A 19,315-nucleotide genomic window follows, 5' to 3' on the forward strand; every position below is an offset into this window, starting at 1 on the left:
GCTGATTGGTTTCAAATTTCCATATGAGTTAATTCTCAGATGCCCGCTGTGTAAACAAACTCGCAAGGACATAAGCACAGAGTGAAATCAGAATAGGGAGAACGACTGTGTGCATGCCGAGCGCATTTGGATAAAGCCTGTCAAACAAAATGTAGGATCCCATTCCGAAAATCATTGATGCAAGCGCTCCGTATTTGTTTCCAAGGGTCCAGTACAAACCAAAAATAACAGGCCAGATAAAAACAGACTGCAGGCCTCCGAATGAAAAAAGATTCAGCCAGATCAACAAATCCGGCGGACTCAGGGCAAACAGCACAACAGACACTCCTATAATACTTGTCACCCAGAAACTTGCTGTTTTCACTTGTTTTTCACTCGCATCAGGCTTGATATAATTCAGGTAAATATCTTTTACAACAGCCGAGCTGACAAGAATCAGCAGAGAGTCAACCGTTGACATGATTGCTGCCATCGGTGCTGCCAGGACAAGTCCTGCAAGCAGCGGCGGAAGCACTTCAAGCGTCAGCGTCGGCATCACCTGATCTCCGACTTCGATTCCCGGAAGAACAGAACGTGCAAAAACACCAATAAGATGCATGCCGAGCATAATAAAGCCGATGACGCCCGTCCCAATAATGATGGCCTTGTGCATCGACCTTGAATCCTTGTAAGACATCGCACGGACAGTAATTTGCGGAAGGCCCACTACTCCAACCCCGACAAGAATCCAGAAGGAGGAAACATAAAGCGGCGTCAAGTCCCGCTCAGCACCAAACGGAGACACAAAATCAGGATTTTCAGCTGCGAGATCTGCCATAATCGCAGGTATACCTCCACCGGCTATGATTACGGCAACCAAAAGCACAAGCGTTCCAATAAACATGATGACACCCTGGACAGCATCTGTGAGCGCAACTGCCCTGAAACCGCCGATAATGACGTAAACAAGGACAGATACTGCGAAAATAAACAATGCGGTTGTATATGACACTCCGGTGAGAGACTCAATTAACCTTGCCCCTCCAACCCATTGTGCCGCCATGGCTGAAAATAAAAAGACAATGATGCTTACCGCAGAAAGAATAACAACGGCATGACTCTGATACCGTTCTTTCAGAAAGTCTATAAGCGTGATCGCTTTATACTGCCTTGCCATAATGGCAAATTTTTTGCCGAGCACCATCAGGACAAAATACCCTGTCGCAAGCTGGGCCATTGACAAAAGCACCCATCCAAGGCCTTTAGTGTAAGCAACACCCGGACCGCCAATGAAGGAGCTTGCACTTCCGTATGTAGCAATCATTGTCATCGCAAGAACAAAGCCCCCCAGCTGTCTTCCTCCCAGAAAATACTCCTGCAGGAACGAATCAGCGGACTTCACGTGACGGTTTGCCAAGAATCCAACTAAAAAAATCAGAACTAAAAACAGCAAAAGAGGAAAAATAACTTGCCAGTTCAATTTGAATCCCCCTCTTCTGCATCATCAAAGGGCACTTCTTTAAAAAAGAATCCAACAATCAGCGCAACAAGGACAAGCATCACAATAAACCCGAGCACGCAGCTGTAGAAAAACCATTCCGGCAAACCGAGCACGTATTTGTAGGATTCAGGATCGCCCGAACCGAGGCCGTACGCGAAGCCAAACCACCAGATAAAATTAAAAATAACAAGAACAAGTCCGATTTTCGCTTCCCTGTGGGCAATCTTAAATCGCCAGTCACTGCTTTTTTTCATACCCGCTCTCCTTTCAAAAGAAATTCTAGTATTCATTATAGCTATCTTCACTGGAAGAATCATCAGGGTTTTTCGAGCGTTCTTTCGAAAAAAACAGGTTTAGAGCCCTCCGGCATAGGGAATTGTACTCAGAGGTCTGCTTCAAAAACACAAAAACATGCAAAATCTTTTTCTCACTTTCTATCACGATTCAAGTCACGATGAGACAAGTCCGGAAAGATGCGTTATACTGTTCAAGTGCCTTTTTTGCCCCTTCCTGCAGCGGACATCATGTTTACTGGCGCGCACGGCGCAATCATCCATCCGGTATTTTTGCCTGCGAGAGCAGGCAGCTTAGTGTTCATGAGCAAATAATAGCTAAGTGAGAATGATTTGGTTAATGCATTTTTTTAACGCAATCTTTAAGGGTTAGTTACTATTGCTTCATAGAAATGAAAAAAGAGATTTGTTGGTTTTGCATGTTTTTGTGTTTTCCAATTGAAGTAAACCCTCTGCGAATCTATCAAAGATGGGAGTTTTTAATTGAATATGAAAAAAGTTTCAGCAGTATTTTACGTATCGGCTGCCATTCTCTCTCTTCTTGTGCTTGCGGGTGTCGCTGCACCTAAAACACTTGAGAGTGTGACTGGAAGTCTGCAAGGAATGATTACAGATAAATTTGGATGGTATTATTTGATTGTCGTGACCGCGTTTGTGTTTGTTTGTTTATATTTACTCGTAAGTCCGATTGGCCGGATTAAACTTGGGAAACAGGAGGATAAGCCTGAGTTTTCACGTCCAACCTGGCTTGCCATGCTGTTCAGTGCAGGAATGGGAATAGGCCTTGTCTTCTGGGGAGCAGCTGAGCCAATCAGCCATTATGCAATCAGCTCGCCTACCGGAGAGACAGGCACAGATCAGGCAATCCGAAACTCTATGCGTTTTACGTTTTTTCACTGGGGAATTCATGCATGGGCTATTTACGGGATTGTTGCACTCGTTCTCGCATATTTCACCTTCCGTAAAGGTGAGCGGGCACTCATAAGCGCTACATTGAGACCTCTAATAGGCCGCCATGCAGATGGGCCTGTCGGCAAGGCGATTGATGTCATCGCTGTTATCGCTACTGTTATTGGAGTAGCAACTACTCTTGGCTTTGGAGCTGTTCAAATTAATGGGGGTCTGACGTTCCTGTACGGGATTCCTTCAAATCTTTGGGTACAGTTTGTCATTGTGGCTGTGTTTACCATCCTTTTTATAGCCTCTGCGCTCAGCGGACTTGGAAAAGGAATCAAAATCCTGAGCAATGCGAACATGATTTTGGCATTCGCCCTGTTCATGCTGATGTTTATCTTTGGTCCAACACTCTTTACGCTTAATTTATTTACAGATACAATCGGAACTTACCTTCAGAACCTGCTGAATATGAGCTTCCGCATTTCGCCTCTTGACGAAGAAAACCGGAGCTGGATCAACGGCTGGACCATCTTCTACTGGGCCTGGTGGATCGCATGGTCACCTTTTGTCGGCATCTTTATTGCCCGTGTATCAAAAGGAAGAACCATTCGTGAATTTATTGTATTCGTCCTGCTAATCCCGTCACTTATTGGATTCATTTGGTTTTCGACGTTCGGGGGATCGGCTGTTTTACTCGAGCATGAAGGAATTGCAAAAATTTCAGCACTTGCCACAGAAGAATCACTGTTCGGTGTGTTTGAAAACTATCCGATGGGAACCGTTCTTTCCATCATTGCCATGCTGCTTGTAGGAACATTCTTCATCACATCTGCGGACTCCGGAACATTCGTACTCGGTATGATGACAACCAACGGCTCACAGAACCCGAGCAACAGCGTCAAAGTGATCTGGGGCATTTTCCTTGCTGCCATCGCACTTGTCCTCCTAAACTCGGGCGGACTGCAGGCCCTGCAGAACACGATGATTATTGCTGCTCTGCCGTTCTCAGTCATTATGGCGCTAATGACCATAAGCTTAATGAAGTCGTTATCAAAAGAAGCAAAAGAACTCGGAATGACACAAGTTCCTGTGAAAAAGCAGAAGAAGAAAGTAGAGACTCCTGCATAACATTAAACTAACAAAAGGCTCAGAGCATTCGCTCTGAGCCTTTTGTCTTTATGAGTTTCTTTTTAATTATTACCTATTTGATTAACCGAAACAGTTCCGCTGACTTCATTCCCAATTAGGACCAGCGGTTTGCCGGTTGGGCTGATCTTTGCCGGAATGAACTCAAGTCCTTCTGGAGAAACATCCCCTGCGATGGCTGCTGAAAAATCCCGTGTGTTAAAGTAATTGGCAAACTCCGGAGAGGCGGGATTTGACACGTTATATGTCATAACGCCACCGATGCGCTCAAGACCGATAAACGCATAGACGTCTCTGCCGATTTTTCCGATTTTTACATCCTCAGGTTCAGGCCCTTTTTTCGCACTGCGCTTTTCAAAAGCTGTATCGTCATTTGACCAGTTGAAGACGTCCGGAAAGCGCTTTGAGGTCACGTTCTCAAAGTCGCTGCCGCTGTCATAGACAAGCTCCATCGTATTTGCATTCCAGATGGAAAAAGATCTTCCACCAAGAGTATACACGGCATCCGTACCGCGGTCTGTCAAAACCTCAAGCTTATCAAATTTGCCTGATTGCTTCATCTGAGCGAGCGCTTCCTTGGATTCTGCTTCTGACATCCCTTTAAAAAGCGATGAGTCGAGTGAAATGCTGTTTTTCACATCCTTGAAATCAGCAATGTTTTCAAATTCTTCCCATTCGGTAGCATCTCCTTCGTTTGCCGTAACAAGATACTCCTTACCCTTAATCTTAATATAAGCGACGCTGTCAGGCATGTATGCTCCAAGAACCGGAAGCCGTTCAAGCTCAATTTGGTCATTCCGCGCTGCATCAAGCTCGTTACCAGGCAGGGAATGGTCTTTATAGCCAAGTGATTTAACAGATTTGACCTTCCCCGTCTTTAGATCGACTGCGGCAATGGCGTTGTTTTCCTGAAGAGTCACATAAGCAGTGCTTCCACCTTTATCTAGGGCGATGTATTCAGGTTCAAAATCCCTTGCTGCATCTGCTTTTGTTCCGTTGTTGCGGATATGAACATCGCTGTTAATAACTTCAGAATCATTAAACCCTGCACGCTTTACGCTTCCGGTCCTCAGATCTGCAATCGTAACAGAACCCTCAGGATCAATGCCCTTTTCAAGTCCTTCGCGCGGTTCGCCTTCATCAGCCGATACGATATATCGCCCGTTTTCAGAGATTTTGACCATATCAGGCTGAACGCCGGCATCAAAGGTTTTAAGCAGGTTGCCTTCATAATCCATAACTGCAATTTTTCCGGATTTTGCATAGTCTGCTTCCTGAATGGCAACGGCAATGATGTTCTTTTTCGTGTGAATGTCAATGCTTGTTACATCTCCATACTGAAAGGAAGCTGAGTTTACAGCATCCGCGATATTTAAAGATTTCTCTTTTTTAAGCTCCTGCTTTTTCCCCGAAGCGAGTTTTGAAAGACTGACGATATCAATCGTCTGCTGCTTACCGTTGATGACATAAAATTTCTTGTTGTCTGAGTTGTATTTGACAATCTCAGCGACTCCGCCATCTTCATCTGTCATTCCAGTGCTGAAGTTTCCGATCTTCTCAAGCTGAAGGCTGTCCGTAAAACGCGGATCAGCTGAAGAATCTCCTTTTAATTTGGCTTCTGCAGGATAATTCCCCAAAAAACCCGATGACAGCATCACACCTGCTAAAGAAAAGGCACCTAATTTACTGTACAGACTTGAACGTTTCAACTTCATTCCTCCTGTCCTTTTAAAAAACTACCTTAAGAGTATCGGAAAAAACGGGTCGATTACGGTTAAGTTTCTGTAAAGAAATATTGAGGCTTTGTAAAAGTAAATAAGAGCATACAAAAAAAGGCTTTTCCGATAGGAAGCCTTGTTTGTCATGACGCAAGAGCAGCCTTCATCTGCTTTCTCGCTCTATGTATTTTCGTTTTAACAGTCGGAAGCTTTAAGGAAAGCTGTTCGGCTATTTCCTGATCCTTCATGCCAAGAAACAGCTTCATCATCATAATCTCGCGTTCTTCCGCTTTCAGCTCATTCAGCACTCCTTTTGCTTTTTCTTTCAAAAACGCATAATCAGCGGTTTCCTCCACGCACTCTCTTCCATCCGCAAGTACAAGGTCTTCGAGGGACGTCTCATTTCTCTTTTTCCTGATAAACAGATCAATCGCCGTTCTTCTTGCAATCGAGGAAAGCCAGTTTTTCAGTTTGTCTTTTTCAAAAATGGTATCAAGCTTCAAGAATGCCTTAATAAAGGTTTCCTGGACAATATCCTCCGCCATGTGGGGATCTCTTGTCATTCTCAAAGCAATTCGATAAATAACGGTATAGTAAGTTTGATAGATTTCATTAAATGACGGCTTTTCATACGCCAGTGCTGCTGGGGGCATCTGACACTCACCCATCCTTCTCATATTCTGTTTTCTCTCTTCCTGTATGATTATAAGCCAGCAGCACGTGGCGTTAAAGGAAACTTTTTCTTAAGATTTTTTAAAGAAGATTTAAGAAATTATAGATTGAACGTATGTTTAATTCGGAGAGCTGTTTCCTCGGCCGGGAGATTCGTATTATTAATCCTTGTATAATTTGTTCTTTTTATTTCTCCCTCGTCCGAGTTCAGTCTGTAGATCTCCATGCTAGACAGCAAATCATTTTCAGACCAATCAAGATTGCGCTTAGTTGGTTTATGTGCAAGGCGGTGTTCACTCTTGTTGCGGAGGAGTCTTACATCTGTATCCGCTTCGAGCTCTGCAAAGTATACGTCCGCTCCTTTTGACTCAAAAACAGCGCAGATCTCTTCTACATAGTCCCAATCCGTCTGTTGATCAAACGCCCATACATATGTAAAAATCAAACCGGGCAAATCACTCCCCGCCACTTCCTCGAAGATTCTCTTCCTGAACTCACCAACCAGCTTTTTCCCTTGCACAGTCCCATAATTGAAAAAAGGAGCTACAAGGTCAATGGTCATGTGATTATGAAAAAGCTTCAAATCCGTCATTTTTTCAAGCTGCTGTCCAACCGTCATTTTCCCGACAGCCTGTGGGCCGAAAATCAATACAAATTTCATCTTAACTCTCCTTATTTATCAGGGACTTTTTCATGCACAGACTGGCGGATTTGCCGATATAGGGACCATAGTTTGGAATGGAGCTGTATCCGACCCTTTTATATAGATTAATAGCTTCGTGTTGCTTTGTACCTGTTTCCAGAACCGCATCAGTATACCCTTTTTCTGCTCCCGTCTGTTCGAGCTGACGCACAATCTCCTTTGACAGCCCCTGTCCGCGGAACGTTTTTTCAACGAAAATCCGTTTCAATTCAATCGTGCTGCTGTCGAATTCTTTGAAGGCTCCGCAGGCTGCTGCCACGCCATCTTTATAAATCAAAACCACATCGTGAATATCATCCAGCTGATTATGGGGAGTGTATTCTTTTTGCAGATCCCCGTACCGTTCATGCAGATCCTGATCAAGCAGCTTAACGAGGCTCAGAAAATCATCATTGCGGCCATTTGTTTTAACTAGTTTCATTGTCATGTTCCACCCCGGAAATTAGAATACTTTCTATTTTCAGGCAACAGAAGGACAATTACAAGAAAAAAAAACATGTCAGCCTAAAAGCTGACATGTCTTAGATCTACTTCTCTCCAATAATCTCATCAATAATGCCGTATTCCTTTGCTTCCGCTGCACTCAAATAGTAATCACGGTCAGAATCTCGGGCGACTTTTTCGATTGGCTGTCCTGTCCGTTCAGCAATGATTTTATTGATGTGCTCGCGGAGCTTTAGAATGCGGCGCGCTGAAATTTCAATCTCTGCAGCCTGGCCTCTTGCCCCGCCGAGCGGCTGGTGGATCATGACTTCACTGTTTGGAAGTGCAAAACGTTTTCCTTTTGTTCCGGCCAAAAGCAGCAAGGCCCCGAAAGATGCGGCCATACCTGTACAGATCGTTCTGACGTCAGGTTTGATATATTGCATCGTATCAAAAATGGAGAAGCCTGCAGTGATTGAGCCGCCTGGACTGTTAATGTAAATAGATATATCCTTATCAGGATCTTCTGCAGCCAGGAATAACAGCTGAGCCACTGTCACGTTTGCCGTGTGATCATTAATTTCATCGCCAATCATAATAATCCTGTCTTTCAGCAGGCGGGAATAAATATCATAGGAACGCTCACCGCGGCCTGAACTTTCAATGACGTAAGGGATCGTACTCATCCTTTTTCCTCCTTCATAAGGCTATGCAGCCATTTTCAGAGAAGCAGACGAAGACCGTCTGAACGGAATGTACACAAGTGCAGGGCTGTCAGTGTTTTTAAATGTGAGGATATCAGGCAATGCCTTCAGCAGCGGCGCAGGATCCTGAAACTGCAGTGACGTATACATCAAATCCGACAGCCATTCCCTCTCCACCTCATCCCAATACGAATCTGCTTCGCCCTTTTCTTTGGATAACCGCTTTTTCGCTCTGAATACAGCTGATTTGACGGACGTTTCTGATGTTCCAAGGATCTCCGCCAGTTCATTCGCCTGATAGTGAAAGACTTCCTTCAGCAAAAAGAGAACCGCCTGCTTTGGCGTGCATTTTGAGAGAAGATGCTCAAGCAAGCTCCGCCGTTCAATCATCTGATTCGCATGATCCGCACCGCTCATTTCAGGAAGCTCGCACGGAGTCTCTTTCTTGCGCTTTCTGACCACATCTATCCAGTGATGATAAGCCATTTTGTTTAACAATGCAGAGCTCAAGGCACTCTGATCATAGGTCAAGTACGCCTTCAGCATCACTTCCTGGGCTGCATCCTCACCGTCATATTTATCCTGGGTCAAGAACCGGCAGTATTGCTGCAGCTTCCTGTACAGCTCTTTCATATTGGGATGTTCCTGCTTCTTTTCCTGATTAGTTGACAGCCTGTTGCCTTGCATGCTCTCACTCCTTTTTGCCTCTCTGCTTTATAAACGGATGAAAACGGATAAAAAGATACGGGGTATGATACTTTTTATTTTATACAATTGCGCCTGGATATGACCAGAGACAGAAAAATTGGTAATTTCAAGAATGTATGATATGGCATGAAATAGGCAGTGAATTATGGTAAGCTTGCCGTATCTTTTAGGAGAGGGAGTTTTTGCATGCTGCTGCAGGCGCTGTTAATCTTTATTCTGCAACTGATTTTCGTACCGGTTTTGACGATGCGGACCATCCTTTTGGTGAAAAATCAAACAAAATCAGCCGCTGGTGTAGGATTGCTTGAAGCAATCATTTACATCATCAGTTTAGGAATTGTTTTTCAGGATCTATCAAACTTCTATAACATCAGTGCCTATGTACTCGGGTTCAGCATTGGGCTGCTGCTCGGCGGCATGCTTGAGAAGAAGCTTGCGATCGGCTACATCACGTACCAAGTAAACATACCGGAAAAAAACACTGAGCTAGTTACTGACTTAAGAAATGCCGGTTTTGGCGTGACGGTTTTCGAAGGACAGGGAATGAATTCTGTCCGCTACCGTCTTGACATTGTATCCAAGAGATCACGTGAAGAAGAGCTTCAGGAAATCATCCACTTGAGGGAGCCTTCAGCCTTTATGATGTCTTATGAAATCCGTTCATTTAAGGGCGGTTACTTAACAAAGTCGATGAAAAAAAGACAGAATATGAAAAAAAATAAACAGGTAAAACAGGAAGGCCACTCTATATAAGGAGCGGCCTTTTTTCTATTCATGCATATTTAACGGAACATGCAATAGCTTGTAATAAGGACATCAAACAGGAGGGATCTTTCATGTGGGTGATCACCCTTTTTCTGAAAGAATCGGTCAAAATGTATGAATTCAGTACAGAAGAAGAAGCGAGGGATGCATTTAAGCGTTTGAAAGGGTGCAAGTTTTTATCCGAGATTGTTTATTTTAATGATCCTTGCTTCTTATAGAAAAAGGAAGATCTCAGGGGGGCCGCTTGCGGCCTTTTTTCGTTGTCCTAAAAATATGTCGTACAGGCCCTTTTTCAGGAATAGGATGACATATAGAGAGTGTATAGGAGGCTGTTAAATGACCGTTTTTCTGACGTACATCCTTCTTGGAATTTCGCTAGCGGCACCTGTTGGCCCTGTGAATGCTGCTCAGCTGAACCGTGGAATTAAAAAAGGATTTTTTCATGCGTGGGTGTTTGGAATAGGAGCTTTGTCAGCTGATATTTTGTACATGCTCCTTGTTTTTTTAGGTGTGTCTCAGCTGATTGAAAATTCTTTCGTGCAGGTGTTTCTTTGGTTATTTGGTTTTTTTGTCCTTATGTATACAGGGGTGGAGGGTTTAAAAGGTGCCGGGGAATTACATATTGATAACCGGAAAGATGCAGGAGACTCCCTTTTCAGCTCTTTTTCTTCCGGTTTTATCATGTCCATTTCAAATCCGCTTACGGTGATGTTCTGGCTGGGCATTTTCGGGTCTGTTCTTGCGAAAACGGCTTCGGCATCGAGCGTGCAGGATTTAATCGGCTATAGTGCGGCCATCATCCTCGGCATTTTGCTTTGGGATTTTGCCATGGCCCTTGCTTCAAGCTTTGCGAGGCGCTTTCTGCATTCTAAGCTGCTTATTCTGATTTCCATCCTGTCTTCTGTGTCAATGATCGGCTTTGGCATCTATTTTGGCTGGCATGCGATGATTGTGCTGTTTTTCTGAGTTTTTGTATGAGGCATCTTTTGCCTGTACAGACTAGAAAGAGCAAATCAGCAGGAGGAATGGTAATGGAACAATCTGAAATGAATCAGATGCAGGAATTGGTCAAGCAGGCGCGTGAAGCAGTTATTGGGGCACAAATGAATTTTAATCCGGAAGAATATCAAAAAGCCTTTAAAGCACTGACTCTGGCAAAAGAGCATGTGAACGCCGCCAGGGCACACGAGGAAGACTCACCGGACATTCTGCATGCAAGTGAGCATTTGATGCATTTAAACGAAACGCTGACTGCCCTTCAAAGCACGAATTCTTTCTAAGGAGCGCTGAACTATGAATCCGTCTAAAATAAGCTGCCATACTGAATACGATGTAATGGAAAGTGTCGTGTTGTGCAAACCTGAATTTATGAGAATCCATCATGTCATCAATGAAACACAGCGGCGCTACCATAAGGAAAATATTAATGTAGAAACGGCGATTGCCCAGCATACGGCGTTTATGAATGTACTGAAGGAAAATGGCATTGAAGTGCACCATCTGCCCCCAAAAAAAGAATTTCCGGAACAGGTTTTCACAAGAGACATTGGTTTTACAATCGGGGATACCATTTTCATCTCAGCCATGAGCATGCCGGTCAGGCAGGGAGAAGAACAGATTTTAAAGGACTGGCTGAAAAATCATGATCTTCCCTTCATTGATCTTACAGAAGACCAGACTGAAGGCGGAGATGTCATCATCCATCAAAAGACCGTTTACATAGGCATCAGCGAACGGACAACTGAGCATGCGATTGAACATATTCAGGCCGGGATTCCTGATTATACGATCATCCCAATCCCAATTAAGCAGGAAATTCTGCATTTGGACTGTATTTTCAATATCCTGTCCCCTACTGAAGCCCTTATCCACAAAGAAGGAATGGAAGAAGCTGAATACGAGCTGCTCAAATCACATTTTGACCTGATTGAAGTATCAGAGGAAGAACAATTTGCCATGGGCGCAAATGTTCTATCGATCGGCCATAAAAAAGTCATCAGTCTTCCTCAGAATAAAGGCGTCAATGGCGAACTGAAAAAACGGGGATATGACGTGATTGAAGTTGATTTCAGTGAGATTATTAAATCAGGCGGGTCGTTCAGGTGCTGCACCATGCCTTTAAGCCGGAGAACTGAAGCATGAGGAAAAGCCAGGGAATATCCCTGGCTTTTTCATGTGAAAATGCTGATGATTGCAAGCATCATCCCAAGTCCGCCTATAAACGCATAGGTCGAATACCGTTCATTTCCGTCCCCGTGGCTTTCAGGAATCAGTTCTTTATAGACAATAAAGAGCATGGCACCTGCCGCAAACGATAAACCGTAGGGAATCAAATCATCAATATAGTTCGTCAGTGAGTAGCCAAGGAGAGCTGCTGCAATTTCGATGCTGCCTGTTAAAGCAGCAAATAAAAAGGCTTTTAGTTTAGACATGTTCTGGTTCACAAGATAAAGAGCAACAAGCAGACCTTCCGGGGCATTCTGCAGGCCAATCGCAAGGGCAATGATTCCTCCAAGCCCTCCGGAATCACCGGCATAGCTGACTCCAACAGAAAGTCCTTCAGGAATATTGTGAAGCGTAAGGGCGGAAACAATTAAAAACGTCTTTTTGTCAAGGTTGGGCATATAACTGAGATTTTCACGTTCGGGATGGCTGTGCGGGATGTATTTTTCCATGCGGTCAAGCACAAATGTACCAATTAAAAGGCCTGTTAAGACAACCCATACATTTGATTTGACAAGCGCTTCCGGTATTAGACTGAAGCTGCACGCGGTCACCATAATGCCTGCTGTAAAGGCAAGCAGCATATCCCTGAACTTATGCGACAGACGGTTAAAAAGCAATATGGGCAGAGCACCGAGAGCAGTGGCAAACGCAGAGATGGAACTGCCGATTATCATATCCAGCAAGAGATCACCTTCCTGCTTAAATGTATTCACGACACTATGGTATGTATGATTGTTTAAAATTGCCCCCTTCTGTTTTTTCACCTCATACATAATTGCCCCCCCATATTCGAACAATACCACTGTATAGGAGGGATTGTATGAGCAGCTGTACACCAGCAGGCAAAAACAAAAGCCCGGCTAAAGGTGATCTTGCATGGTGGCAATTATCCCTTATCGGCATCGGCTGCACGATCGGCACAGGGTATTTCCTTGGATCCGGCATCGGAGTTAAAATCACCGGGCCATCGATTGTCCTTTCGTTTCTTTTGGCAGCACTCGGTACATATATCGTCTTTAACGTACTGGCAAAAATGACAGCAGCCGATCCACAGACAGGCAGTTTCTGCTACTATGCAGGAAAAGCGTTCGGCAAGTGGGCGGCCTTCAGCTGCGGCTGGAATTACTGGGCTTCAAACATTCTGATTATGGGCAGTCAGCTCACGGCCCTCTCGATTCTTTCGCAGTTCTGGTTTCCGCATGTCCCGCTGTGGCTCTTTGCCACCGGTTATGCCATATTGTCCATCCTTGTCGTGCTGACCGGAACAAAAGGGTTTGATAAGACGGAAAATCTGTTTGCCGTGATTAAATTTGCGGCCATCCTCATGTTCATTGTGCTTGCCGTTGCGGCGCTCGCTGGAATGCTGTCAAGTTCAAAGGAACCAGTGGTCCGAAGTGGACTTCCCTCGCTTTTCACTGGAGGACTTTCAGGTTTTTGGGCCTCCCTCACCTACGCATTTTATGCATATGGAGGAATTGAAGTCATTGGACTTATGGCCATGCAGCTGAAAAAGAAAGAAGATGCACCTAAATCCGGAACAGTGATGCTGATTTGTCTTGCGGCTGTTTATGTTGCATCTCTTGCGCTTGCCGTTCTCATCGTTTCTGCAGATGTGTTTCACGAAAATGAAAGTCCTTTTGTCACTGCCCTTTCAGCTTACAATCTGCCCTTTTTCCCTCATGTTTTTAACGGGGCCATTATTATTGCAGGCTTTTCTGCGATGACGGCATCTTTGTTCGGCGTAACCAACCTTCTTGTCATTTTGGCAGACGATGGCGACGCACCGGCCTTTTTTTCCAAAAAGAGCAGGAAATTAAAAGACCTGCCGCTGCCTTCTCTTGGACTTGCCGTCATCGGTCTGATTGCTTCTATTATTACAGCACTGCTATTGCCCGGGAAAATTTATGAGTATATTACAACGGCAGCTGGCATTCTGCTTTTATACAACTGGTTCTTCATTGTGATCTCGTCGCTTAAGCTGCTGAAGCAATCCGTTCTCATGAAGATTGCCTCCTGGACCGGCCTTGTGCTGATTGTGTTTGCTGTCAGCGGAACCCTGCTTGATCATGAAGTAAGACCGGGATTTTATGTAAGCCTGCTTTTTGTGATGATCATAGCAATTGTCTGTCTGTTTATGAAGAAAAAATGGAAAGTGAAAAAGACAACGCCTAAATATTTTTAAGGAAGGTGCGAAACATGGCAAATGCCAAAAAAGAGCAGGCAACAACCGAGGATGCAGTCCTGCTGATGTTCCTCTCGCTTGCAGAGAATGACGGGATTGAAATGAATGTCACACTGAATGTACAGGGCACACTGGTTTCGGGGGTATTAATCGGTTCCAGGGCTTATTACGACGGAATTACAGAATCCGCTCATCATCTCCGCGATGACACAATGTCACGCATTATCGGAAAGCGGTTTGAAGATTTAAAAGACGAATATGTGAAACAAAAACAAGAGCAGGGTGATAAAAAAGCAGACGAACAAGAACCTCCTGCTTATATCCACCTGAGAAATGCAAAATATCAGCATACGCAGCCGGCCAATCCGGCATGGTGGCGGGGGAAAGTTTCATCAGTTGATGCTTTTTCTTTTGATTCGTTAATATGAGGCTGGGACATCACTGTTTTAGCCATAAAAAACCGGACTAGGGTATAGCAGCTAGTTCGGTTTTGTTATGTTAAAGGACTAAAATAGATTCCCATTTGCAGGTATCAATCGCCTTAGTGGCACCACTTTTTTCAGAAATGGATGCTCGTCGTGGCGGTATTCGATGTAGTGGCGCCATATCTGAACCCGTTATAATATGTTTTGGCCTGCCTTTTTTTTCACGAAAAAAAAGCATCCTTTTCAGAATGCTTTTTAGAAAAATTTCGGTTTCAGCGGTTTGGGTTTTGCTTTAAAGTTTTTAAAAACAAAGATCAAAAGCAGAATGCCTGCACAGCCTGCTGCGATAAAGGAAATCGTTAAGTAATTTTTCATAACAGCCGTCATGATCGGCGGGCCGGCTGCTACTCCTATAAACCTTGCTGAGCTGTAAAAAGAAGAAATCGTTCCTCTCTCTTCTTTTTCGATGTTTTCTGTAACCATCGCATCCAGGGTTGGCAGCATGGCGCCAATCGCGAGGCCGGCGATGCTGGTCACGAGAAACAGCAAAAACCATTCATCCTTCACAAAGCCAACAAATGCCGTACTAATCGATAAAATGACGAGGCAGAGCATCGTGATCGTTCTCATCACTTTCACATTTCCTTTAATCGTTTTCCCTGTAACATACGCTGAGATGCAAAGGACAAGCAGCGGGATAGCCAGCATAAATCCTTTTTTAATGCCAGTCACACCGTACTCCTTTTCCAGATAATCGGACAAAAAGTACAAGATGGAAAACAGAATAAGCATGATAAAAGCACCGAGCATAAAAACCAGATACAGCCATTTCCCTTCTTTTTTAAACGTTTTTCTCGTTTTTGACAGGAACTCGCTGAAAGCAGGCGGTGTTTCTGTCTTTTTCGGCACCTTCACGAAAAAAAAGACCAAAACAATAGAAATCAGGCTGAAAAAAGAGATTGAAAAGAATGGAACAAACCACAGAATTGATGCAAAAAATGAACCGATGATTGGACTCAGCACTTTGCCGAATGTATTTGATGTTTCAATAATTCCAAGACATGAGCTTGTCTTTTCGTCATCATTTTTATACAAGTCACCGACAAGCGGCAAGATGATTGGCGACGCACCCGCTGCCCCTATGCCTTGCAGAACCCTGCCGACAATGATCAGCAGATAGGGATCCGGCAGTTTCCAGGAGGCAAACCCGGCAATAAGCCCTCCAATCATGGCAATGATCAAGCTTGGTATGATTACTGCTTTTCTTCCTGCCCGGTCTGAAAGATACCCTGCAATCGGAATGAGGATGATGGAAGCGATGGAATAGCTTGTGATAACCATACTGGACTGAAAAGAGGTAATGCCCACCTCTTTTTCAAAAACCGGCAAAACGGGGATCAGCATGGAATTTCCAAGGGTCATGACCAAAGGGATGGAAGCCATGCTGATTAAGCACCAAATACTTACCTTCTTACATTGTTCAGCCATAGCCGCACCTCATATCAGAATATACGCTGCAAAATGCTTTTTAAAATGACTGTATTAGTGTTTCCTTTTGATGATGAATTATGTGCTGTGAATGGTTTGCCCCATCCTGGAGCAATCTAATATCGAACGAACGATGCGGAGGTGTCAAATATGAAAAAGCAGCCATCAGAAGAGCTTGCAGGAAGACAGTTTGAGGTTTCTGACTATGAAGGAAAATCCCAGCTTGAAAAAGGCCTTGCAGAGACGCACGAACAGGTCAGTGATGATTACTACGAAGGTACAATTGATCAGGAAAACAGCAAAAAATAAAACCAGACGGAACTTCCGTCTGGTCTTTTATCACGCTATGGTTGCTTTTCTGCGAATAAGGAAATAGGATCCTGCTCCCGCAGCAACCGCTGCAGCTCCGATCAGTATCAGCAGATAATGATTGGTCGCAGTCGCCGGCAGTGAGCTTCCGCCTGATTGATTATCTGACTTGGCTGGAACTGCTGCTTCCTGCTCATCTTCCGATTTCTCTGAAGCGGAAGGCTTTTTTTGTTCGTTCTTTTTTGGTTCAGCCGGTTTCACTTCAGGCTTTTCCGGCTTGTTTGGCTTTGGAGCAGGCGGTGCCGGATCTTTAGGGCCATTTGTCTTTTCATCGCTTACTTTAATAACAACCGCAGTCAGAGGTTTGATTGTGATTGAATCTTTTTTCAGCTTAAAGCCTGATTCTTTCTTAACCTTTTCTGCTCCTGCCTCGTCGTTATCCGCGACAACGGTTCCTTTCCGAAGATCTTCAGAAAGCGTCAGGGTTCTTTCTTTTGAGTCTGCATTGACAAACACAGAGTACTCTTCTTTTTTGTCCGAAGAGACAGCTTTGTATCCGATCATCAAATCAGATGCCTGTATCTCGGGAGCTTCAATCATCGTTACGTTAGAATCAACGAGGTCTTTGCTGCCGAGTCTGAAGGCGTCAGTTGATTTTCTAAGTTCAATAAGACCTGCTGTGTATTCGCGAGTTGTACTGTTAATCGGATACGCACCCGCATCTGTTGCTTTAGTCCAGTCAAATTTGTTAATGGCATCAGACGAGTCATAGGAATCATGAATGAAGTAGCCGAAAGATTTTCCTGTCTCATCCTTGAGTTCATGGAACTTCTGTTCAGGCATTCCCTCGCCAAGCCACTGTTTTGTCCGTCCATATTCCTGTCCTGCATGAAGGAAGGCTGTTCCCTGTGAAGTGAGGATCATCGCGTTTCCAAGACGGATTCTGTCATGGATTTCCTGGTTGTTCTCAGGAACCGCAGGATCTTTTTTGATGGATTGAGCGATAACATCATACAATGGAAGATTGTCATGCGCTTCAATATATTGCACCATGTCGCCGGGATCGTCAGCCGGTGTATTCGTTGGCTGGCCTTTGATGTTTTTCAATATAAGGTCAATGCTTCTCGCGCCGCCTGTAAGGAATCGCGGTTCACCTTCAGAACCGAATCCGGACTTCAGCTCGTTTCGGATCTCATCAGAGAAAACGCCGACATCATTCGTTTTGTTCATCCAGTCCTGATCGGCACCTTTACCGGCAAGCGCAGGATCTGAAAGCTGTCCTCCGAATGTTCTCCAGCCTTCTCCGATGAAAAGGGCATCCTTATTGATATCGGCAGCTGCATTGTACGCATTTTGGATGGAATCATAAGTGGCATCTCCCATCATGTCAAAACGCATGCCGTCAATCTTATACTCTTCAAACCAGTATTTAACCGAATCAATCATCAATTTTTCAGCCATGTAATGGTTTGTCGCAAGGTTATTGCCAAACCCGCCGATGAAATTGCCGTTTGCATCCTGAAACGCGTAGTAATTCGGAACAATGTCATTCAGCATGCTTGCCTTGGCCATGTGCGTGTAAACAACATCGAGGACAACACCCATGCCTGCATCATGAACAGCATCAATTAAGCCTTTCAGCTCTTTAATTCTAAGCTCCGGATCTGCCGCATTTTTTGAATAAGCTCCGTCCGGTGAAAAATAGCTGTGAGGGTCATAGCCCCAGTTGTACTCGTTATTTGCTGCAGAATATTCCATTTCTCTCTGTCTCATGTTCGTTTCATCGCCGTAGTACCAGGCCATCACAGGGAGAAGCTGAACGTGCGTTACACCAAGTGATTTAATGTACTCAAGCTTGTCTTTAAACGCATCGTACGTTCCCCACTCTGACGTCAAATCGCCTTCAATGGAAGGATCAGATGTGAAATCTCTGACGTGAATCTCCCATATGACAGCATCTTCTTTCTTTTCATAGCCGTCAATTTTTGCAAAATCAAGTCCCGCAGGATCTGTGCCTGCAAGGTCTACGATGGCCGCTTTACCAACAAGATCCCCGTCAGGTCCTGCTTCACCTTTCGTGTTGACCGTAAAAGGCGCCATTGATTTTGCATACGGATCAAGAACTTTCTTTGTTTCCCCTCCGTTAGTCACCTCGTACTGATAGTAATATCCTTTTAGGTCACTGATTCCAAGTTCGCCCGGTTTAGCTTCAACAGACCAGACTCCTTTGTCCCCCATCGTTAAATCAAGTTTGCCGATTTCTTTAGATGCATCGTTTTTATCGTAAAATACAGCTGTCACTTTGCTTGCTTTAGGAGCCCAGAGCTTCAAAACAGCATTCCCGCCGCTGTAAGCTGCTCCAAGGTCATCGCCTTCATAGGAATAAAGCTCATCAATCATTCTCCAGCCTCTTGTGGCCGTCACAGTCTTTGTTCCGTATGCAACCGTATAGGCATCGCCGCTCAGCTCACTGCCAACGGTTACTTCAACCGTTGAAGGAGACGTGATTTTAGCGCTTTGAACCGTCACTTCAGCCCCGGTTTCATCTTTTACTTTTATAGAAGAGAGCAGCTCTTCCTCCGTTAATCCTTCCGTTCTTGTTAAACCAAGAAGCAGTTTTTGGCTTGACGTGATTTCAGCGCTTATAATCGCCACTGGATTTTCCCACTGGGAGGATGTGTACACTGTATCATCTGCATTTTTAATCCAAAGATGATTATACTCTTCAAGCATCGTAAACACTTTATCGCCGCCGGTTTTCTCGCCCGTGATCCGGTTTACAACAAGAAATCCTAATTTTTTGGCGCCTTCTTTGACTTTTACATCAATATAGCGGCCGTGTTCATCTGTTTGCTCATCTGTAAACGGGACAGCATCCTTCGGCCATTCCTTCGGTGCTTCCGCAACGTCTTCCCATAACCATAATCCCAGATCCTTGTAGTTCTTATCATCCTTTACATAATGAATTCTCACGGTGTTCTCAGGAACATCCGGATCTTTTTCAGCAGCTTTTGCAGCCGGCAGCTGCAATGAAGGGAATATCATTCCAAGCAATAAAACAAAAACCAATGCACTTTTTACCCATTTCGGCATGTCTCAACCCCCATTATGAATAGCTTGACCTCTATAAAACGATGAATCTGCGCAGGTGCGCAAACGTTTCCATAAAGCGTTTA

Annotated in this window: 19 protein-coding genes and 1 pseudogene; 9 read left to right on the forward strand and 11 right to left on the reverse strand. The window is 44.4% G+C overall.

Going from position 1 to position 19,315, the window contains the following annotated elements; genetic code table 11:
- Window positions 1-28: 28 nt before the first annotated feature.
- Window positions 29-1,459, reverse strand: a complete 1,431-nt coding sequence (gene panF, locus MHB63_02140) for a sodium/pantothenate symporter (protein MEK3805388.1) — start codon at window positions 1,457-1,459, stop codon at window positions 29-31.
- Entirely contained in the window at window positions 1,456-1,734 is a 279-nt protein-coding gene (locus MHB63_02145; GenBank protein ID MEK3805389.1) for a YhdT family protein, read from the reverse strand. Before MHB63_02145 ends, panF begins: the two co-directional genes overlap by 4 nt.
- A 528-nt stretch (window positions 1,735-2,262) precedes the next feature.
- Here MHB63_02145 and MHB63_02150 point away from each other — a divergent pair.
- Complete coding sequence (locus MHB63_02150) at window positions 2,263-3,798, forward strand: BCCT family transporter (protein ID MEK3805390.1); 1,536 nt, start codon at window positions 2,263-2,265, stop codon at window positions 3,796-3,798.
- A gap of 62 nt (window positions 3,799-3,860) precedes the next feature.
- Here the strand turns inward: MHB63_02150 and MHB63_02155 are convergent, their stop codons facing one another.
- From MHB63_02155 to MHB63_02180, 6 genes are all read right to left on the reverse strand, one after another.
- Window positions 3,861-5,525: a choice-of-anchor I family protein gene (locus tag MHB63_02155; GenBank protein MEK3805391.1), complete on the reverse strand. Its 1,665-nt coding sequence runs from the start codon at window positions 5,523-5,525 to the stop codon at window positions 3,861-3,863.
- A gap of 152 nt (window positions 5,526-5,677) precedes the next feature.
- Window positions 5,678-6,187 carry an RNA polymerase sigma factor gene (locus MHB63_02160; protein MEK3805392.1) on the reverse strand — a complete coding sequence of 170 codons (510 nt, stop codon included), beginning with the start codon at window positions 6,185-6,187 and terminating at the stop codon, window positions 5,678-5,680.
- Window positions 6,188-6,306: 119 nt separating this feature from the next.
- Window positions 6,307-6,867: an AAA family ATPase gene (locus MHB63_02165; GenBank protein MEK3805393.1), complete on the reverse strand. Its 561-nt coding sequence runs from the start codon at window positions 6,865-6,867 to the stop codon at window positions 6,307-6,309.
- Between the two features lies 1 nt (window position 6,868).
- Window positions 6,869-7,330 (reverse strand): GNAT family N-acetyltransferase, encoded by a 462-nt coding sequence (locus tag MHB63_02170; protein ID MEK3805394.1) that lies wholly within the window; start codon window positions 7,328-7,330, stop codon window positions 6,869-6,871.
- 106 nt (window positions 7,331-7,436) lie between these two features.
- Window positions 7,437-8,018, reverse strand: coding sequence for an ATP-dependent Clp endopeptidase proteolytic subunit ClpP (gene clpP, locus MHB63_02175; protein MEK3805395.1), 582 nt, complete (start codon window positions 8,016-8,018; stop codon window positions 7,437-7,439).
- A gap of 21 nt (window positions 8,019-8,039) precedes the next feature.
- Window positions 8,040-8,723 carry a sigma-70 family RNA polymerase sigma factor gene (locus tag MHB63_02180; GenBank protein MEK3805396.1) on the reverse strand — a complete coding sequence of 228 codons (684 nt, stop codon included), beginning with the start codon at window positions 8,721-8,723 and terminating at the stop codon, window positions 8,040-8,042.
- A gap of 210 nt (window positions 8,724-8,933) precedes the next feature.
- On the opposite strand from MHB63_02180, the gene MHB63_02185 reads away from it, so the two are divergent.
- The 5 genes from MHB63_02185 to MHB63_02205 all read left to right on the forward strand — a co-directional run bounded on the left by MHB63_02185 (window position 8,934) and on the right by MHB63_02205 (window position 11,651).
- The gene (locus MHB63_02185; protein ID MEK3805397.1) at window positions 8,934-9,497 is read left to right on the forward strand and encodes a DUF2179 domain-containing protein; all 564 of its coding nucleotides are present in this window, start codon (window positions 8,934-8,936) and stop codon (window positions 9,495-9,497) included.
- 83 nt (window positions 9,498-9,580) lie between these two features.
- A complete protein-coding gene (locus MHB63_02190; protein ID MEK3805398.1) occupies window positions 9,581-9,727 on the forward strand; it encodes a hypothetical protein in 147 nt (48 codons plus the stop codon).
- Between the two features lie 118 nt (window positions 9,728-9,845).
- Window positions 9,846-10,475: a LysE family transporter gene (locus MHB63_02195; GenBank protein ID MEK3805399.1), complete on the forward strand. Its 630-nt coding sequence runs from the start codon at window positions 9,846-9,848 to the stop codon at window positions 10,473-10,475.
- 65 nt (window positions 10,476-10,540) lie between these two features.
- Window positions 10,541-10,789, forward strand: a complete 249-nt coding sequence (locus MHB63_02200; GenBank protein ID MEK3805400.1) for a hypothetical protein — start codon at window positions 10,541-10,543, stop codon at window positions 10,787-10,789.
- Between the two features lie 13 nt (window positions 10,790-10,802).
- The gene (locus MHB63_02205) at window positions 10,803-11,651 is read left to right on the forward strand and encodes a dimethylarginine dimethylaminohydrolase family protein (GenBank protein ID MEK3805401.1); all 849 of its coding nucleotides are present in this window, start codon (window positions 10,803-10,805) and stop codon (window positions 11,649-11,651) included.
- 29 nt (window positions 11,652-11,680) lie between these two features.
- On the opposite strand, the gene MHB63_02210 is transcribed toward MHB63_02205, so the two are convergent.
- Window positions 11,681-12,418, reverse strand: coding sequence for a ZIP family metal transporter (locus tag MHB63_02210; GenBank protein ID MEK3805402.1), 738 nt, complete (start codon window positions 12,416-12,418; stop codon window positions 11,681-11,683).
- Between the two features lie 137 nt (window positions 12,419-12,555).
- On the opposite strand from MHB63_02210, the gene MHB63_02215 reads away from it, so the two are divergent.
- Together MHB63_02215 and MHB63_02220 are read left to right on the forward strand one after the other, a co-directional pair.
- The gene (locus MHB63_02215; GenBank protein ID MEK3805403.1) at window positions 12,556-13,917 is read left to right on the forward strand and encodes an amino acid permease; all 1,362 of its coding nucleotides are present in this window, start codon (window positions 12,556-12,558) and stop codon (window positions 13,915-13,917) included.
- Window positions 13,918-13,931: 14 nt separating this feature from the next.
- On the forward strand, window positions 13,932-14,345 hold the full coding sequence (locus tag MHB63_02220; GenBank protein ID MEK3805404.1) for a hypothetical protein: 414 nt from the start codon (window positions 13,932-13,934) through the stop codon (window positions 14,343-14,345).
- Window positions 14,346-14,597: 252 nt separating this feature from the next.
- Here the strand turns inward: MHB63_02220 and MHB63_02225 are convergent, their stop codons facing one another.
- Window positions 14,598-15,830, reverse strand: a complete 1,233-nt coding sequence (locus MHB63_02225) for an MFS transporter (GenBank protein ID MEK3805405.1) — start codon at window positions 15,828-15,830, stop codon at window positions 14,598-14,600.
- 165 nt (window positions 15,831-15,995) lie between these two features.
- Here MHB63_02225 and MHB63_02230 point away from each other — a divergent pair.
- Window positions 15,996-16,139, forward strand: a pseudogene (locus tag MHB63_02230) (YozQ family protein).
- 30 nt (window positions 16,140-16,169) lie between these two features.
- Here the strand turns inward: MHB63_02230 and MHB63_02235 are convergent.
- Window positions 16,170-19,232: a pullulanase gene (locus MHB63_02235; protein MEK3805406.1), complete on the reverse strand. Its 3,063-nt coding sequence runs from the start codon at window positions 19,230-19,232 to the stop codon at window positions 16,170-16,172.
- Between the last annotated feature and the right edge of the window lie 83 nt (window positions 19,233-19,315).

The sequence above is a fragment of the Bacillus sp. FSL H8-0547 genome, assembly GCA_038002745.1.
Classification (GTDB): domain Bacteria; phylum Bacillota; class Bacilli; order Bacillales; family Bacillaceae; genus Bacillus_P.

Coding starts and splice junctions, on each gene's coding strand:
- MHB63_02145 (MEK3805389.1), bottom strand. CDS start 1,734: ATGAAAAAAAGCAGTGACTGGCGATTTAAGATTGCCCACAGGGAAGCG.
- MHB63_02150 (MEK3805390.1), top strand. CDS start 2,263: ATGAAAAAAGTTTCAGCAGTATTTTACGTATCGGCTGCCATTCTCTCT.
- MHB63_02160 (MEK3805392.1), bottom strand. CDS start 6,187: ATGCCCCCAGCAGCACTGGCGTATGAAAAGCCGTCATTTAATGAAATC.
- MHB63_02165 (MEK3805393.1), bottom strand. CDS start 6,867: ATGAAATTTGTATTGATTTTCGGCCCACAGGCTGTCGGGAAAATGACG.
- MHB63_02170 (MEK3805394.1), bottom strand. CDS start 7,330: ATGAAACTAGTTAAAACAAATGGCCGCAATGATGATTTTCTGAGCCTC.
- clpP (MEK3805395.1), bottom strand. CDS start 8,018: ATGAGTACGATCCCTTACGTCATTGAAAGTTCAGGCCGCGGTGAGCGT.
- MHB63_02180 (MEK3805396.1), bottom strand. CDS start 8,723: ATGCAAGGCAACAGGCTGTCAACTAATCAGGAAAAGAAGCAGGAACAT.
- MHB63_02190 (MEK3805398.1), top strand. CDS start 9,581: ATGTGGGTGATCACCCTTTTTCTGAAAGAATCGGTCAAAATGTATGAA.
- MHB63_02195 (MEK3805399.1), top strand. CDS start 9,846: ATGACCGTTTTTCTGACGTACATCCTTCTTGGAATTTCGCTAGCGGCA.
- MHB63_02200 (MEK3805400.1), top strand. CDS start 10,541: ATGGAACAATCTGAAATGAATCAGATGCAGGAATTGGTCAAGCAGGCG.
- MHB63_02205 (MEK3805401.1), top strand. CDS start 10,803: ATGAATCCGTCTAAAATAAGCTGCCATACTGAATACGATGTAATGGAA.
- MHB63_02215 (MEK3805403.1), top strand. CDS start 12,556: ATGAGCAGCTGTACACCAGCAGGCAAAAACAAAAGCCCGGCTAAAGGT.
- MHB63_02220 (MEK3805404.1), top strand. CDS start 13,932: ATGGCAAATGCCAAAAAAGAGCAGGCAACAACCGAGGATGCAGTCCTG.
- MHB63_02225 (MEK3805405.1), bottom strand. CDS start 15,830: ATGGCTGAACAATGTAAGAAGGTAAGTATTTGGTGCTTAATCAGCATG.
- MHB63_02235 (MEK3805406.1), bottom strand. CDS start 19,232: ATGCCGAAATGGGTAAAAAGTGCATTGGTTTTTGTTTTATTGCTTGGA.